The sequence below is a fragment of the Virgibacillus salinus genome (genome assembly GCF_900102415.1).
In the GTDB taxonomy this organism is placed as follows: domain Bacteria; phylum Bacillota; class Bacilli; order Bacillales; family Amphibacillaceae; genus Lentibacillus; species Lentibacillus subterraneus.
Genome location: NZ_FNKD01000004.1, coordinates 252,252 through 267,959, shown reverse-complemented (window position 1 = coordinate 267,959; position 15,708 = coordinate 252,252). Strand labels below are relative to the sequence as shown.

The 15,708-nt window shown below is 37.4% G+C and carries 16 protein-coding genes; 8 read left to right on the top strand and 8 right to left on the bottom strand.

Features of this window, described 5'->3' with window-relative positions:
• Positions 1–64: 64 nt before the first annotated feature.
• The gene (locus tag BLS02_RS16940) at positions 65–955 is read right to left on the bottom strand and encodes a YegS/Rv2252/BmrU family lipid kinase (protein WP_092494212.1); all 891 of its coding nucleotides are present in this window, start codon (positions 953–955) and stop codon (positions 65–67) included.
• A gap of 225 nt (positions 956–1,180) precedes the next feature.
• On the opposite strand from BLS02_RS16940, the gene BLS02_RS16935 reads away from it, so the two are divergent.
• The 5 genes from BLS02_RS16935 (at position 1,181) to BLS02_RS16915 (ending at position 6,466) form a co-directional block, all read left to right on the top strand.
• Positions 1,181–2,107: a phosphate/phosphite/phosphonate ABC transporter substrate-binding protein gene (locus BLS02_RS16935; RefSeq protein WP_092494211.1), complete on the top strand. Its 927-nt coding sequence runs from the start codon at positions 1,181–1,183 to the stop codon at positions 2,105–2,107.
• Positions 2,108–2,203: 96 nt separating this feature from the next.
• Entirely contained in the window at positions 2,204–2,980 is a 777-nt protein-coding gene (gene phnC / locus BLS02_RS16930) for a phosphonate ABC transporter ATP-binding protein (protein ID WP_092494210.1), read from the top strand.
• 29 nt (positions 2,981–3,009) lie between these two features.
• Positions 3,010–3,792 carry a phosphonate ABC transporter, permease protein PhnE gene (phnE, locus tag BLS02_RS16925; RefSeq protein WP_092494252.1) on the top strand — a complete coding sequence of 261 codons (783 nt, stop codon included), beginning with the start codon at positions 3,010–3,012 and terminating at the stop codon, positions 3,790–3,792.
• Positions 3,792–4,592: a phosphonate ABC transporter, permease protein PhnE gene (phnE, locus tag BLS02_RS16920; protein WP_092494209.1), complete on the top strand. Its 801-nt coding sequence runs from the start codon at positions 3,792–3,794 to the stop codon at positions 4,590–4,592. Before phnE (BLS02_RS16925) ends, phnE (BLS02_RS16920) begins: the two co-directional genes overlap by 1 nt.
• A 302-nt stretch (positions 4,593–4,894) precedes the next feature.
• Positions 4,895–6,466 (top strand): bifunctional metallophosphatase/5'-nucleotidase, encoded by a 1,572-nt coding sequence (locus BLS02_RS16915; protein ID WP_092494208.1) that lies wholly within the window; start codon positions 4,895–4,897, stop codon positions 6,464–6,466.
• Between the two features lie 48 nt (positions 6,467–6,514).
• Here BLS02_RS16915 and BLS02_RS16910 read toward each other — a convergent pair whose 3' ends face one another.
• The 4 genes from BLS02_RS16910 to BLS02_RS16895 all read right to left on the bottom strand — a co-directional run bounded on the left by BLS02_RS16910 (position 6,515) and on the right by BLS02_RS16895 (position 10,146).
• The gene (locus BLS02_RS16910) at positions 6,515–7,324 is read right to left on the bottom strand and encodes a PepSY domain-containing protein (protein ID WP_092494207.1); all 810 of its coding nucleotides are present in this window, start codon (positions 7,322–7,324) and stop codon (positions 6,515–6,517) included.
• Positions 7,325–7,415: 91 nt separating this feature from the next.
• Positions 7,416–8,768: a HAMP domain-containing sensor histidine kinase gene (locus BLS02_RS16905; RefSeq protein WP_092494206.1), complete on the bottom strand. Its 1,353-nt coding sequence runs from the start codon at positions 8,766–8,768 to the stop codon at positions 7,416–7,418.
• A complete protein-coding gene (locus tag BLS02_RS16900; protein WP_092494205.1) occupies positions 8,765–9,457 on the bottom strand; it encodes a response regulator transcription factor in 693 nt (230 codons plus the stop codon). Before BLS02_RS16900 ends, BLS02_RS16905 begins: the two co-directional genes overlap by 4 nt.
• A gap of 125 nt (positions 9,458–9,582) precedes the next feature.
• Positions 9,583–10,146 carry a GNAT family N-acetyltransferase gene (locus BLS02_RS16895; protein ID WP_092494204.1) on the bottom strand — a complete coding sequence of 188 codons (564 nt, stop codon included), beginning with the start codon at positions 10,144–10,146 and terminating at the stop codon, positions 9,583–9,585.
• A gap of 91 nt (positions 10,147–10,237) precedes the next feature.
• Between BLS02_RS16895 and BLS02_RS16890 the strand changes: the two genes are divergently transcribed.
• The 3 genes from BLS02_RS16890 (at position 10,238) to BLS02_RS16880 (ending at position 13,365) form a co-directional block, all read left to right on the top strand.
• The gene (locus BLS02_RS16890) at positions 10,238–10,849 is read left to right on the top strand and encodes a VOC family protein (protein WP_092494203.1); all 612 of its coding nucleotides are present in this window, start codon (positions 10,238–10,240) and stop codon (positions 10,847–10,849) included.
• A 76-nt stretch (positions 10,850–10,925) separates the two neighbouring features.
• On the top strand, positions 10,926–11,294 hold the full coding sequence (locus tag BLS02_RS16885; protein ID WP_092494202.1) for an ArsR/SmtB family transcription factor: 369 nt from the start codon (positions 10,926–10,928) through the stop codon (positions 11,292–11,294).
• Complete coding sequence (locus BLS02_RS16880; RefSeq protein WP_092494201.1) at positions 11,284–13,365, top strand: heavy metal translocating P-type ATPase; 2,082 nt, start codon at positions 11,284–11,286, stop codon at positions 13,363–13,365. Before BLS02_RS16885 ends, BLS02_RS16880 begins: the two co-directional genes overlap by 11 nt.
• Positions 13,366–13,388: 23 nt before the next feature.
• On the opposite strand, the gene BLS02_RS16875 is transcribed toward BLS02_RS16880, so the two are convergent.
• The 3 genes from BLS02_RS16875 to BLS02_RS16865 form a co-directional block, all read right to left on the bottom strand.
• On the bottom strand, positions 13,389–13,985 hold the full coding sequence (locus BLS02_RS16875) for a class I SAM-dependent methyltransferase (RefSeq protein ID WP_092494200.1): 597 nt from the start codon (positions 13,983–13,985) through the stop codon (positions 13,389–13,391).
• A 356-nt stretch (positions 13,986–14,341) separates the two neighbouring features.
• Positions 14,342–14,662: a thioredoxin family protein gene (locus BLS02_RS16870; RefSeq protein ID WP_092494199.1), complete on the bottom strand. Its 321-nt coding sequence runs from the start codon at positions 14,660–14,662 to the stop codon at positions 14,342–14,344.
• A 72-nt stretch (positions 14,663–14,734) separates the two neighbouring features.
• The gene (locus BLS02_RS16865) at positions 14,735–15,550 is read right to left on the bottom strand and encodes a DUF368 domain-containing protein (protein WP_092494198.1); all 816 of its coding nucleotides are present in this window, start codon (positions 15,548–15,550) and stop codon (positions 14,735–14,737) included.
• Positions 15,551–15,708 lie beyond the last annotated feature (158 nt).

Genomic DNA, 15,708 nt, shown 5'->3' with positions numbered 1-15,708 from the left:
TAAACACATTGATTATTCCTATACCTAAAAATTGCCGAAACCATAAAGTATTACAGTAATTTTCTTACAGTTTTCCTATCATTTGAATATGACGTGGCAAAATTTCAATATTAGCTGGTGTAACTCCATCTATTTCACCATCCATATCAACAGCTTTCTGCTGATTCGTGCTAATCGCTAAAGTTGATGCTTGAAAATAGGTGAGTTCTGTTAATTCCTCTGTGTTTGTAGTAGGTCGATTCATTGATAATAGCTCCCGTAGAGTGGCCAATGTTGAATTTTTGATAACTAACACATCAAATTTACCGTCATTGATATTTATTGTAGGTATCGGAAATTCCCTTGTACCAATGAATTTCCCATTTAACACAAGGATCATAACCGATTCCCCTTCATAAACTTTGTCATCGGCAACTATTTTATAAGTAAAAGGTTCAGCCTGATTAACTGTCTTGAGCGTACTCATGAAATAGCTTAATACTCCAAAATTTTTCTTTTGTTCTTCATCTATATTTAGCGATGTTTCTGAAACCAGTCCAACACCCCAAAAATTCAGAAAGTATTTATCCGATGTTTTACCAATGTCTATTTTGACCGCTTCACCAGAGATAATTGCCTCTGCTGCCTGATATAAATTTTGAGGAATACTAAGTATTCTGCTGAAATCATTACAGGTCCCCCCTGGTAAGACAGCGATTATTGGTCTTCTTTTTAAAGGAGCAAGACTATTGATACATTCGTATAACGTGCCATCTCCACCAAGAATAATTATAATATCAACTTGATCAACAAAGTCTTTACAGGAATCCTTCGCTTCTTCAATCGATTCCGTCTGAATTATAGTTAATTTCTTTATAGCCTTCGAAATAACAGGTAGCGTTTGGGAAAGTTTTTGTTCCATATTATCACTTCCTGCATTACCATTATATAAAAACAAACCTCTCTCATAACCCAATTTATCCTCCCCTTATTTCGTGTCACTTTCTTTATTTATTTCCTAAAAATTCATTATAGAAACATTTGATGTAAGATAACACATTTCACGAAATATGTTACACCAATTTGCTAATAGTTTATTAATCTAGTGTAAAATTTTCAATTTAGTCTAGTAATTTTTGTCTAAATGTTATTTAATAAAGAGGAAGGAATTATAATTTTCACAATACACAGGAGGGTCAAAATGAAAAAACTTTTTAGTCTATTGCTTGTGTTGGGTATAGTCCTAGTATTGGCAGCGTGCGGTAGTTCAGAAGATGCAGATGGCAGCAGTGGTGAAGGTGAAGAAAGTATTACTCCAGAAACAATTGTAATGGGGTTCGTGCCGTCACAGGATTCTGATACGATTGCTGATACGATTAAACCATTAGCAGACCAGTTAGGAGAAGAACTGGGTAAAGAGGTTGAGGGTAAAGTAATGACTAGCTACAATGCATTAGTTGAAGCAATGGGAGCTAACCAAGTACACATTGGATTTATCCCAGCATTTGGCTATGTTTTAGCTAACGAGCAATATGGGGCTGAAGTAATCCTGAAGTCAGAGCGTTACGGGTCAGGTACATACAAAGCACAATACGTGGTAAAAGCTGATTCAGACATTGAAGAACTAGCGGATTTAGAAGGGAAGATTTGGGCTTACCCAGATAAAGGATCCACTTCTGGCTATTTATTCCCAGCAAATCAATTAATGATGGAATTTGACTATGACTCTGCACCACAATTGGAAACAGAATTCTTCTCAGGAACTACTGCTGCAGGTGGACATGACACAGCTGCTCTAGCAGTTTATGAAGGAGATGCTGATGTTGCAACAACGTTCGATGATGTGCGTACAGAACTTGAAGGAGAATATCCTGATGTAATGGAAAAATTAAAAGTTATTGGTTATACACAAGATATTCCTAATGACACAATCTCAGTGACTAAAGAATTAGATGACGAATTGGTACAAGAGATCAAAGATGTATTCTTATCATTTAATGAAAATGAGGAAATGATCAAGATTATGAATGAAGTATACAATTGGGATGCCATTATTGAAGCATCTGATGAGGAATATAAAGTAGTTAAAGATACCTACAAGAAATTCAAAGATAACATAGAACTGTAATATCAACTTAAAAAGGGGGAGGTAATTATCTCCTCCTTTTTCTAACGTTTATCTTAGCCATTTTCTCAAACAAATGTAACGGGGGAAATACATATTATGATTGAATTTAAAGATGTAAGCCTAGTCTATCCAAATGGAACAGAAGGCTTAAAAAATATAAATGTAACAATAAATGATGGTGAATTTGTAGTTATTGTAGGTCTTTCCGGTGCGGGAAAGTCTACTTTCATTCGTAGTGTGAATCGTCTGGTCACACCCACTTCCGGTTCCCTTTTAATTGATAACGAAGATATACTTAAGTATCGTGGCTCCGACCTTCGTAAGCTTCGCACAAAGATTGGTATGATATTCCAAAGTTATAACCTGGTAAATCGCTCTAATGTATTGAAGAATGTTATTGCCGGCCGTTTAGGTCATACGGGTACACTACGCTCCATTCTTAATCTTTACAAGAAAGAAGATATCGGACTAGCCTACGAAAGCCTGCAACGTGTAAATATTGATGATAAAATTCATAGTCGTGCCGACGAACTTAGTGGCGGACAGCAGCAGCGTGTCAGTATTGCCCGTGTTTTAACACAAAAGCCTAACTATATACTTGCTGATGAACCCGTGGCATCACTTGACCCGCCAACATCACATCAGGTAATGACTTATTTAAAAAAGATAAATAAAGAAGATAACATAACAACGATCGTAAATCTGCACTTTATTGATATGGCTATGGAGTATGCTGATCGAATTATTGGTATGCGTGCTGGTGAGGTTGTGTTTGATGGACCAGTATCAGAGGTATCCGAAAAAACATTTGAAGAAATTTATGGCCGTACCATACGTGAGGATGACTTACGTGGGGGGGCGCAGGAATCGTGAATAATCAAACTAATTCCACATCCTCTCAAATGACGCCACCTCTTTATCCCGCAAAGACAAAAGCCCAAGTTACACTTATATTTTTCATCGTAATTGGCTTTTACCTATTTAGCATGGTATGGACACAGCGTCAAATGGTTGGTGGATTTGCAGATGCATTAGGAAACATGGGAGTGGTTATTAATAAATTTTTCCCTCCTAATTTAAGTGTTATCCCTGCAGTTTGGGACCCAATGGCACAAACAATTCAAATGGCTATTATCGCGACAACTGTCGCAGCTATATTGACGGTCCCACTTGCATTATTGTCAGCGCAAAACATTGCAACCTTTAAACCAATATATATTACGACAAGAACTTTTCTGAATATCCTCCGAACAATTCCCGACTTAGTTTTAGCTGTTGTCTTCGTTGGATTATTTGGTATCGGACTGTTTCCAGGTATTATCGCACTTATTATATTCTCACTGGGGATTCTGGCAAAATTGATTAGTGAAACAATTGAATCTGTTGATATGAATCCACTTGAGGCAATGCGTGCTTCTGGGGGGAATGTGTTTCAGGTAATCTACTATGGCCTTGTGCCACAGGTCCTGCCACAGTTTGCATCCTTTGTACTGTATGTATTTGAAATAAACATTCGTGCTTCTGTTGTACTTGGGTTAGTTGGTGCAGGTGGTATTGGTCTTGTACTGGATCAGCAGCTGGGATTTTATAACTATCCGAACGTTATGGCAATTATCATATTAATATTTATCGTAGTACTTATTATTGAATATATAAGCAACAAGCTAAGGGAGGCATTGATATAATGGCAACATACTCTCTCCCTCCGAAACCGAAACGTTCTCTTTTCAAAAAAACAAAACGGATAATGATTTTTCTCGCAATAGTTGCCGTTTACGTTTGGACCTTTTTAGGTATTGACGTGGATTGGGGACGCGCAGCTGAACGGGCGATAAATAATTTCCATCGTGTCATTCCTAAATTATTCCACCCAGATTGGGAAGCAACCGGAGAAGTAGCTGGGAAAATGTTTGAGACGATCACTATAGCGTTTGCCGGTTCTTTCATGGCTGCTATTCTAGCGATTCCATTAGGATTCTTAGCAGCTCAAAATATGTCAAGAAGCAGATTATTAACAGCATCTGGAAAATGGATTCTATCCGCTATTCGCGCCTTTCCAGATATTATTTTGGCCATTCTTTTTGTTGTTGCAGTAGGACCAAATGCATTTGCTGGTGTGCTTGCAATTGCAATTGGCTCAACAGGAATGCTTGGAAAACTCTATTCTGAGGTAGTTGAATCAATTGATATGAGAGTTGTCGAAGCAATGGAAGCCAATGGTGCTAATAAAGTTCAAATGCTATTCTATGGTGTTATGCCACAGATTATTCCTGAATTCTTATCGTACGCCATCTACCGTTTCGAAATCGATATTCGTGCATCATCCATTCTGGGTATCGTTGGCGCAGGTGGTATTGGTACTATGATTATCTTTGCAGCAAACAACCGTAACTGGAATGAAATGGGATTAATCTTGCTTGCCATCATAATTGTGGTGACAGTAATTGACTCTATTTCTGCAAGAATCAGACGGAAAATTGTATAATAAGTTATAATAGAAACGAAATCCAAGAGCTTGCTCTGGTTTCGTTTCTTTCATTATAATACTAATATTTTATTAAGGCTCGTTTCGTAACCGAAGCTGTGTCATAGCACTCATCTTATCAAGTATGAAAGGAATATACGATAGAGTTGTTCGCTGTTTATAGATTTTTGGCAACTATGACTTTTACCAGAAGGGCTTGGTGAATGCCAGGTTTTCTAATCAAAAAACAAACTTATAGAAAACAGTCTAAAATAAAGCGCAATTATCTGTTATAACAGGTTTCTTAGAAAGGATGTAACGTAGTGCATAACAACACAGCAACTATCAAACTAGTATATACGAGTGATGTTCATGGAAATGTATTACCCGTTTTATATGGGACAAATGAACATGCAGATTTAGGGCTAGCTAAATACGCTACAGCTGTTCAAAAAGTAAGACAGGAAAATAAGCATGTAATTGTATTAGATAATGGAGATTTAATTCAGGGAACACCGTTAATGACCCATTATGTAAAAGAACATGCTGATAAAGAAAACCCTATGATTGGCGTCATGAATCAGATAGGAATCGAAGCGAGTGTGATTGGTAATCATGAATTTAATTTTGGGAAGAAAATCTTAACTGATGCTGTTAAAGAGTCTGATTTCCCTTGGATTTCAGCAAACAGTATCGATATTAATGGCGAACCCTATTTTGGACCACCCTACATTATCAAGACGTTGAACAATGGCATTACGATAGCAATAGTAGGTGTAACGACTCACTATATCCCTAACTGGGAATCGCCAGATCATACTAAAGGTATACAATTTGCTGATGCGCTTTTTACACTTCAAAAATGGGTTAAACATATTAATGAAATTGAAGAACCTGATGTTCTGGTTGCCTCGTACCATGGGGGATTTGAACGTGATATTGAGACTGGTGAAGAAACAGAAGCACCCACCGGCGAAAACCAGGGCTATGCGATGTGTGAACAAATAGAAGGAATTGACATATTATTAACAGGGCATCAGCACCGTAACTTAACTGGCACAATAAATGACGTTCTAGTCGTTCAACCCGGTAACAACGGTAAAATGTATGGTGAAATTGATATCACAATGAAGCATTCTGATAATGGCTGGAAATTAATTGATAAGCATGCATCAGTTAACACATTAGAAGGCGTACAGTCAGATGAAGATGTTCTTTCTTATATGAAGGATCTCGAGTCTTCCACTCAACAATGGCTCGACCAGCCAATTGGATACGTTGATGGCGATATGACAATAAATGATCCGTTAGAGGCAAGAGTTGGGAAGCATCCATTTATAGAATTTATCCAGCAAGTACAAATGGAGGCAAGTGGCATAGATATTTCTGTTACCTCTCTGTTAAATAATGACTCCAAAGGATTTGATTCCACCGTTACTATGCGTGATATTGTTTCAAACTATATGTATCCAAATACCCTAGTGGTACTTGAATTATCGGGACAGGATATAATAGATGCGCTTGAAAAAAGTGCCCAATACTTTATTTTAAAAAATGGAAAAATAGCAGTTAACCCTACCTATATTGATCCGAAACCACAGCATTACAACTATGATATGTGGGAAGGAATAGAGTACACAATAAATGTACAACAGCCTATGGGGAACAGGGTTGAAAACGTTAAGTATCATGGTAAGAATTTAGATAGAAATGGGAAATACCATGTCGTATTAAACAATTATCGTGCTAACGGTGGTGGTGATTATGATATGTTTAAAGGGAAACCAATTGTAAAAGAAATTCAGAAAGATGCTGTTGAATTAATTCGCTCCTATTTTGAAAAGTACGAAACTGTACATGCAAAAATAACAAATAATTTCACCGTCAAAACATAAATAAAGCTACCAGATTAACTACTGATCTGGTAGCTTTCAAGTTTGCAATTAGTCGTCGTCATCAGTGTCGTCATCATCAGCGTCAGCGTCGTTATCATTATCGGCGCTATCGTCACTATCATCGTAGTTATCGTTAGAGTCGTTGGCAGCATCATCGCTATCTTTACTTTCGATATCCAATACCAGAACTTCTCCGGTATAGGCATCTATTTCAATTTCTGCTTCTCTTTTATTTGTATCCATTTCCATTTCATATAACAGGCGTCCATCATCCTCATCCAACTCGATGCTTACAATAGTTCCTGAAAATGCACTAAGTGCGATTTCCTTTGCCTTATCAATGTCAATAACAACTTTCCCAACCTTAGATTTATCGTCATCAGTTTTGGTTTGCTGATTCTTATCATCTTTCGTGGAATCGTCTTTTTCCTTGATGGCTAATTCTTTGGTATCATCGTCGCGGTTATCATCTTTTTCAACCTTTTTATCATCAACATTGCTATTGTTAGTACTCTTATTATCATCTTTATTGTCATCAATATTTACTTCATTTGATTGCTTTACATCACTCGCAATCATTGTTTCTTCTAGTTTCAATACTTCACCGGTATTTCCGTCCATTTTAATTTCATATTCCTTTTGGCCATCATGAATTTCTATTTCATACACAGCCCGATTTCGGCTTTTTTCAAGTTCCATCTCCGTAATTTCTCCTGGATACTGGTCCTTTACCAATTGTTCAATTTCCTCTGTTGATAATTTGGGTTCAGCCTGTGCTGCATCTGAATGATAAATACCCAGTCCCATCGCAGTTGCACCAATAAAAACTGCTAACGCAATACCAATTTTCTTCTTCAATTTATTCTCCTCCTCTTTGTTCTTAATTACATCATATCCCCTTCAAGTGAAAGGACACTGTGCAAAAGATTAGAATTTGATGAGAATAACATTAACCTTCCTTAACAATTGGAAATTCCATCATAAAGGTGGAGCCTTTTCCTGCTTCACTCGTCACCCTTAAACTTCCATCATGAGCTGCAACAATTGTTTTTGCAATGGATAGTCCAAGTCCAGTACCACCTAAATCCCTGTTTCTTGATTTTTCCATTCGGTAAAACCGGTCAAATATTTTTTCCTGCTCTTCGTTTGGAATCCCTTGACCTGAGTCCTGGACATTAACCATAACATGGGTGTTCTTTTCCCGAATAGTTAACTTTACTGTCCCATCGCTATATTTTAAGGCGTTATCAATTAATATATAAATAACCTGCTGTAATTGGTCTTGACTTCCATTCATATAAAGCACATCTTTTGCTGTTTCTAAAATAATTTCGCGCTCATATGCACCTGTAAATTTGGCAACTGTTTCCATACAAATATCAACTATGTTTATTTGTTCATGCGCGTCTTTTTCCTGATTTCTTGCAAGCAACAGCATTTGTTCTACCAGCTTTTGCATACGATCTGCTTCGGATTCAATAGCCTGGATTGACTCATTGAAAAGCTCCGGGTTACCCTGTCCACGTCTTTCCAATAGCTCTGCATAACTCTTTACTATTGATATCGGTGTTTTCAACTCATGTGAAGCATCTGATACAAATGTCTCCTGTTTTTCGAAATTATCCTTTAAATACTCGATCATCGTGTTAAACGTATTTTCCATTTCATAAAGTTCATCACGTGATCTGTATTCCACATATAATTTTTTCCATTTTGTATTGGTTATATTTTCTTTCATCGCAGCAGTTAATGCCTTGATCGGATTTAAAATGAACCTGCTTAAAAATACTCCAGCTATTATAGTTGGAATAAGCATAATGGCTGACGCTACAATTAATACGTAAAATAAGGTTTGCATTGTTTCGGTATGTGCAACTAGCTGTTTATATACCTGCAGTGTTACAATTTCACCATTTTCCCATATAATTGGTTTAGAAATGGTTACAAAATTGGCTTGATTCTCTAAATGAATAATTGAATTTGACTCGGTTTTAACAAACGATGCAGGCAATTCGGTAAAGCTATCTTTTTTGGTTAACGTAAGCAAAAGACGATCATCATTTTCTTCAATCACACGAATCATGCCATCTGTTGGCAAATAGGCTCTTAATAACTCACTTCTGGCAATCTCCGGATTTGAGTTAAGCGTCTTTACAATCTCGTTCGTTTGGCTGGTCATTTCATCTAATTCACTATTAATCGATATATTTTTAAACAAATAGTAAATTGATGTGTTAACAAGCAATATTAGTACTAGCATAAATAGACTTGAAAACAGGCGAATCTTCGCGGATAGTTTCATTGAACATGTTCCTTTATCGTATATCCAACACCACGGACCGTATTAATATAGGTGTTCTCAAATCCTTTGTCGATTTTTTGGCGCAAATATCTAATATAAACGTCAACAACGTTTGTATCCCCAAAATAGTCATATCCCCATACATGCTCGATCAATTGGTCTCTTGTGAGCACAATATTTTTGTTTTTCATCAGGTAAATAAGCAAATCAAATTCTCTGGGTGTAAGTTCAATTTGCTGTGATTCCCGCTTAACTTCACGTGTGTTTATATCTACTTGCAAGTCACCGACAGTCAAATAATCACCGTTATTCACTGCAGCTGTTGGCTTACGTAAATGTACTCGAATACGAGCAAGCAATTCTTCAATCTGAAACGGTTTTGTTACATAATCATTTGCTCCAAGGTCAAGTCCACTTACTTTATCGTGAACCTGGTCTCTGGCAGTCAGCAGGATAATTGGTGTATTGGTGTCATTACGTCTGAACCGTCTTAAAACTTCCATCCCACTTAATTCCGGTAGCATGATGTCGAGCAGAACCAAGTCCCATTTTTTACTTTCCAATAATTCAAGTGCTTGTTTCCCGTTATTGGCAACCTCAGTCGTATAATTTTCATAATTAAGCTCAAGCTGCAAAACTCTGCTCAGCTTCTGTTCATCTTCAACAATTAATATGTTTGGATTTCCCATACATACACCCACTTTTTATGTGCCTTTTTATGTACTATACCATATATGAAAAGTATTGATGTTAAACCGATATTCACACAGATCTTCATTTTTAAATTGTGAAATTCAGCAAACCAGCCAGTTAGTTACTTTATTTTTGCAAAGATACAGGTGTCCCTGAGCCCATCCCCATCAACTGCAACATCATCATTCTGCAAAATACCTTCCATTTTAAATCCAAGTCGTTCAGGTATTGCTTTACTTCTTCTATTTTCCACATCACACCGGATTTCGATCCTATTAGCTCCAAGCTCTTTAAAAGCGTAATCTGTTATTCCTTGGACAGCTTCTGTAATATAACCATGTCCGCTTTTGCGTGAATCAATCCAATAGCCTATTTCAAACTTTGGTACCTCCCAATCGATTCTGTGCAGTCCTGTGCAGCCAATAAGATCTCCCGTTTCCCGGCTGAAAATATGCATTCTCATATCTTCTCTTTTCAGAAATTTGATATATGACTCCCTTACGTTTGTTTCCACATCCTCCATACTTTGGTTCTTTTGTGCAAATGGGAGCCATTTTTTCAGATCATCCTTGCTTGCATCAATAGCAAAATAGACTGACTCGCCATCCCCTGGTTTAGGCAGGCGTATATAAAGCCGCTTGGTATAGAATTCATTTGGAAAATCCTTGAGTATCGGTTTCTGCATCCTGTATTCCCCTTCCCCATATAAATTTCTTTTCATTATAGCCCTTTAGCATTAAGATTGCGATAACAAATTATTTTAGGGAGGCGACAGAATGTTAGCAATTGACCACATTGTTATTGTATCCGACAACCCTGCACAAGCAGCGGATAAATTTGGAAAAGAGCATAATGTAACTGTTATACAAGGGGGTAAACACTCCAATTGGGGAACATATAATTATTTGGCTTATTTCAGCAATGACAGTTATATCGAATGGATTGGTATTTTTGATAAAAAAATTGCGATCCAATCAGAGAATCCTCTTATTCAACAAGTTGTTGATGCACTCGATGATAATATGGAAGGTCCTATCCAGTATGCGTTACGAACAGATAAAATGGATAAATATATTGATCACTTTCATAAGTCTACTATTCCATTTACCGGCCCCATCCCTGGAAGCAGAAAAAAACCAAGTGGATCAATATTAGAATGGCGGATGCTTTTTCCTGAAGATGTAACAGAACAGCTCCCCTTTTTAATTGAGTGGGGTAATGTTAAGAATGTTCCAGAGGATGACCGATTAATAAATGAACAGCAGATTCACACCATTTCTGCTGCTATTAATAATATTGAGAAGTTTAAGGGTATTTACCAAACAGACCTGCAACTGGCTAATGCCAGATTAAGTGTTTCAGATAAACTAGCGTTTTCCATTAATTAATGATATTGCCCATTGACATTCAAACATCTATTTGACTATACTATAATCAAATACTTATTTGAATGAGGTGTAGTAAATGCCAAAAGATATATGTGAAGTGACTTGTATACATGAAGACAAAGTTGACCGTGTAAAACAGCAAATGAAGCAGCAGCCATTCGAAAAGGTAACGACGATCTACAAGCTGCTTGCAGAAAAAAACAGGTTACAAATAGCGTATGCATTGTTAATTGAAGAAGAATTATGTGTCTGTGATATTGCCAATATTATTGGTGCAACAACTGCAACAACATCACACCACGTACGTCAGCTCCACAAGGCTGGCATCGCGTCTTTCCGAAAAGATGGAAAGCTTGTTTATTATTCGTTATATGACAGTCATATCAAACAATTAATCTCACAAGCCTTCAGCCACATGAAGGAGGATTCGTATCATGCCGTCTAGCCAACAAACATATCGAGTAGAAGGGGTGTCATGCGCTAATTGTGCCAAGACATTCGAAAATAATGTCAAACGAATTAAGGGTGTCGACAATGCAGAGGTTAATTTTGCCACATTGAAAGTTGACATAGATGGCAAGGCTTCTATATCAGACATTGAAAAAGCAGGATCGTTCGACAACATAAAGGTTGTAACGGAGAATGATAATGCCAATCAAGCTAAGGAGCCATTCTGGGTCCGTTACGATAGAATTATATTTTCAGCCTTGTTAGTCGTGCTGGGTTTTGCAGCAACATTCACTTTTGGAAGTTCACATTACCTGACAACCATCCTCTTTGGGTTAGCAGCACTCGTCGGGGGGATAACGCTTTTTAAAGCTGGACTAATAAACCTGACAAGACTTCGTTTTGATATGAAGACACTTATGACTATTGCTGTGATTGGTGCAATCCTGATTGGTGAATGGCGAGAAGCAGCAATCGTAGTTATTTTATTTGCTATCAGTGAGGCACTTGAATCGTATTCGATGGATAAAGCACGTGCCTCTATTCGTTCACTGATGAAGATTTCCCCTAAAAAAGCACTGATCAGACGAAATGGGACTGACCAAATAATAGCGATTGAAGATATCGTAATTGGCGATCTTATGCTTGTTAAACCTGGAGAACGAATAGCCATGGATGGAAGAGTCATTGACGGATTTTCTGCAATTAATCAGGCATCAATAACCGGTGAATCAATTCCAGTTGAAAAATCCGCAAATGACGAGGTATTTGCTGGTACTATTAATCAAGATGGTTATCTGGAAATTGAAGTCACGAAAAAAGCAGAAGATACAACAATTGCAAAGATTGTTCATCTGGTAGAAGAAGCACAAGGTGAACGGGCCCCGTCACAAGCATTTGTTGATCGGTTCGCCGCATATTATACGCCTGTAATTATTGCGATTGCCATTCTGGTAGCAGTTATCCCTCCTCTTTTTGGTGGTGCCTGGAGCGTGTGGGTCTATCAAGGTCTTGCTGTATTAGTTGTAGGCTGCCCGTGTGCATTGGTTATCTCCACTCCGGTCGCAATCGTTACAGCAATCGGAAACGCTGCACGAAATGGAGTTCTTATTAAAGGTGGAATCTACCTTGAACAAATGGGAAGAATTAAATCAATTGCCTTTGATAAAACAGGTACTTTAACAAACGGTACCCCAAAAGTGACCGATGTTTACTATTTCACTGATAATCGTGAAAAAGCAATAAACTACCTGAATGCATTGGAAACCAAATCGAACCATCCATTAGCAAAGGCAATTGTGGACTATATCAGTGACGAAAAAATTAACACTTCAAAAGTTGACGTAGAGCATTTCACAACGATTAAAGGTAAAGGAATACAAGGAGAAATCAATGGTGAAATGATTTATGCAGGGTCACCAAATCTGTTCGATCAATTACCAAATGAAGAAGTGAATAACTTCCAGGAATCTGGAAAAACCGTAATGTTATGTGGAACAAATGATGAAATACTAGTAGCGATTGCACTTCGCGATGAACCAAGGAAAGAAAGTAAACAAATTATTAAACAATTACACAAACTAGGAATCAACCATACGTACATGCTGACCGGTGATCATGCTCAAACAGCTGTTGCATTAAAAGAAGACCTTGAAATCACCGATGTAAAAGCAGGTTTATTACCCAAAGATAAATTAGATTTTATAAAAAAACATCAGGATAAACACGGGGATATTGCGATGATTGGTGATGGAATTAATGATACACCAGCACTTGCTGCATCAACTGTAGGAGTAGCAATGGGTTCTGCTGGAACAGATAGTGCACTGGAAACAGCCGATATAGCCTTAATGGGCGATGACCTGGAAAAACTCCCATTCACAGTGAAATTAAGCCGGAGAACATTATCAATTATTAAACAAAATGTTTCCTTTGCTATCGGCATCAAGGTTCTCGCTTTACTACTCGTCATCCCTGGATGGCTTACACTTTGGATTGCAATTTTTGCTGATATGGGGGCAACCCTGCTTGTAACACTAAATGCATTGCGCTTACTAAAAATAAGATGATCATTCCATAGCGAATGATCATCTTATTTTATTCCTAATGAACACACAGTATCATTTGGCTTTGTTGGTTTGATAAAAGTCTCGATAGAAGTAAAACCCGATTGATCCAGCAATGCCGTTAACTGACCTCCAATTATCTCACTTGTTTCATCTGTTGCACCTTTCTCGTGTGGTCTAATTGTTATGGCGATTTTACCCCCTTCATTCATTTGTCTGCGAATTTTTGTTAATGTATTTAATGGTTCACGCCAAAATGTAATATTGTTTATGACTAATACTTTGTCAACCTTTTGAGGTAGTGCTGAAATTTCCTCGACGTACCCTTCAATTAGTCGAATCTGGCCATTGACCAAACGTTTGTTTGACTTACGTAATGCTTGATGAACCATAGCTTCAGACGGGTCAATCCCAGTAATCGTCACAGAATTTTTCTGCTCCAGTATATACTTAATAGCCTTACCTGAACCAAAACCGATTTCTAGTATATGGTCATCATTTTTTATGGACAGAAAATCAATTGTCCATTTATTAATCTCTCTGTTTTCCTTCGACATAAACCATCCGACTAACTGACCAACACGTCCACGTGGCATAGCAAACTGTGAAAATAATTGTTCCATTATCATCGTCTCCTTTGGAATTCCTATTCCCACATATGGTCAAAAGATAACGCTGTTTTTTAAAAGATTGTTGCTTCTAATGAATCTTAACAAGTAGTTGATATTGGAGGGCGACACAGGCTAAGGTAACCGATTTGATCTGTAGTATTTAGTGTGGCTCTCTGATGACGCAGCTGGAATTGTTTAAAATACAGCGAGCAAAATCCAGCGCAGGAAATATACGTAGACTCCTGCGGGAAAAGCAACAGCTGAAACGTTGCCCTAAGGTGCGCGAAGTGTATTTCCGCAGCAGTGTCATAGCGATGAAATCTGCCAAAAAAATAACCACCCTCGATAGAGAGCGGCTATTTTTAAATTTATACTAATTGCTGATGCAGAAATGAACTTACGGATTCGGGCGATTTCGTGTCAGCACTATGCTGATGGGCTAATTTTTCGCCATTTTGGAAGATTAACATGCTCGGAATTCCCATAACTTCGTATTTTTGCGCAATTCCCTCAACTTCATCACTATTGACTTGATACCATTCATGATTATTGAATTCTTCCATAACGTCACCAATAAACATATCCATCCGTTTGCAGTCTGGACACCAATCAGCGAAAAACTTTATGATAACTGGTTTATCCGATTGAATTACTTCATTGAATTTTTCTTCTGTATCTATATGTTTCATTCATAAGCACCCCTTATTGGTATTTTCTATCTCTATTGTACCTACTTTTTGATAGCATGTCTTATAATCTGTTTAGGACTTATATTCAACTCTTCCAAGAAGGTAAGCTATTGCAAGACCTAATGCAAATGTGCCTACACTTAAAAGAATGAGTGCATTACTTGCTGGCCATCCTGGAAAGACCACAAAAATCGAACCAATAACCATACCAATGATAATAGCAAATGTTCCTGTATAGTAATTATTTAAGAAGAAGTTAACAACCTTACTCATTACCACAATACCGATTACGATTCCTACACCGGTTACAGCAATAACATCGAGCTGGAAGCTGCTTATCCCTGTCATTACTGTCTGATACACACCAATAATTAGTAACATAAATGAACCACTTATGCCTGGAAGTACCATGGCACTGCTTGCAATAAAGCCAGAGAAAAATAATAACACATATGTTGACATTGTTTTACTTTCAATTACCCCACTCTCTCCAGCGTTCAGAAAAATCATCGAACCAACAACAATAGCACCGATAATAAGTAAAACCAGATGTTTCGGTTTAAATTTATTTTTCGCATCTGCTTTTTGAAATAAATATGGAAGTACTCCCAAAATTAGCCCCAAAAAAAGAAATTGCGTTGGTGCCGGGTAATGTTCAAATAACCACTCAAGCAGATGGCTTAATAATAAAACGGCTGTCACAATTCCAATACCAAGTGGTATCAAAAAGCCTAATTGTTTTTTCCAATCTTTACTGATGAATCCATTTATAGCAGCTATTAACTGGTCATAAATTCCAAGTAGAACAGCAATGGTTCCCCCACTTACACCTGGAACCACATCACTTGCCCCCATAATTATACCTCGATAAATATTTTTCCATTCCATATGTAACGATCTCCCTTTGTAACAGTTCCAATTTCTACAAGCATACCGTTATCATATCAAATTATGTTTGCAATTCACACAAAAATTTTATATACTATTCTCATTGCTACTTTGTAATACAAGGTAGCATTTTTTAAAAAAGTATCTTGCATTACAAG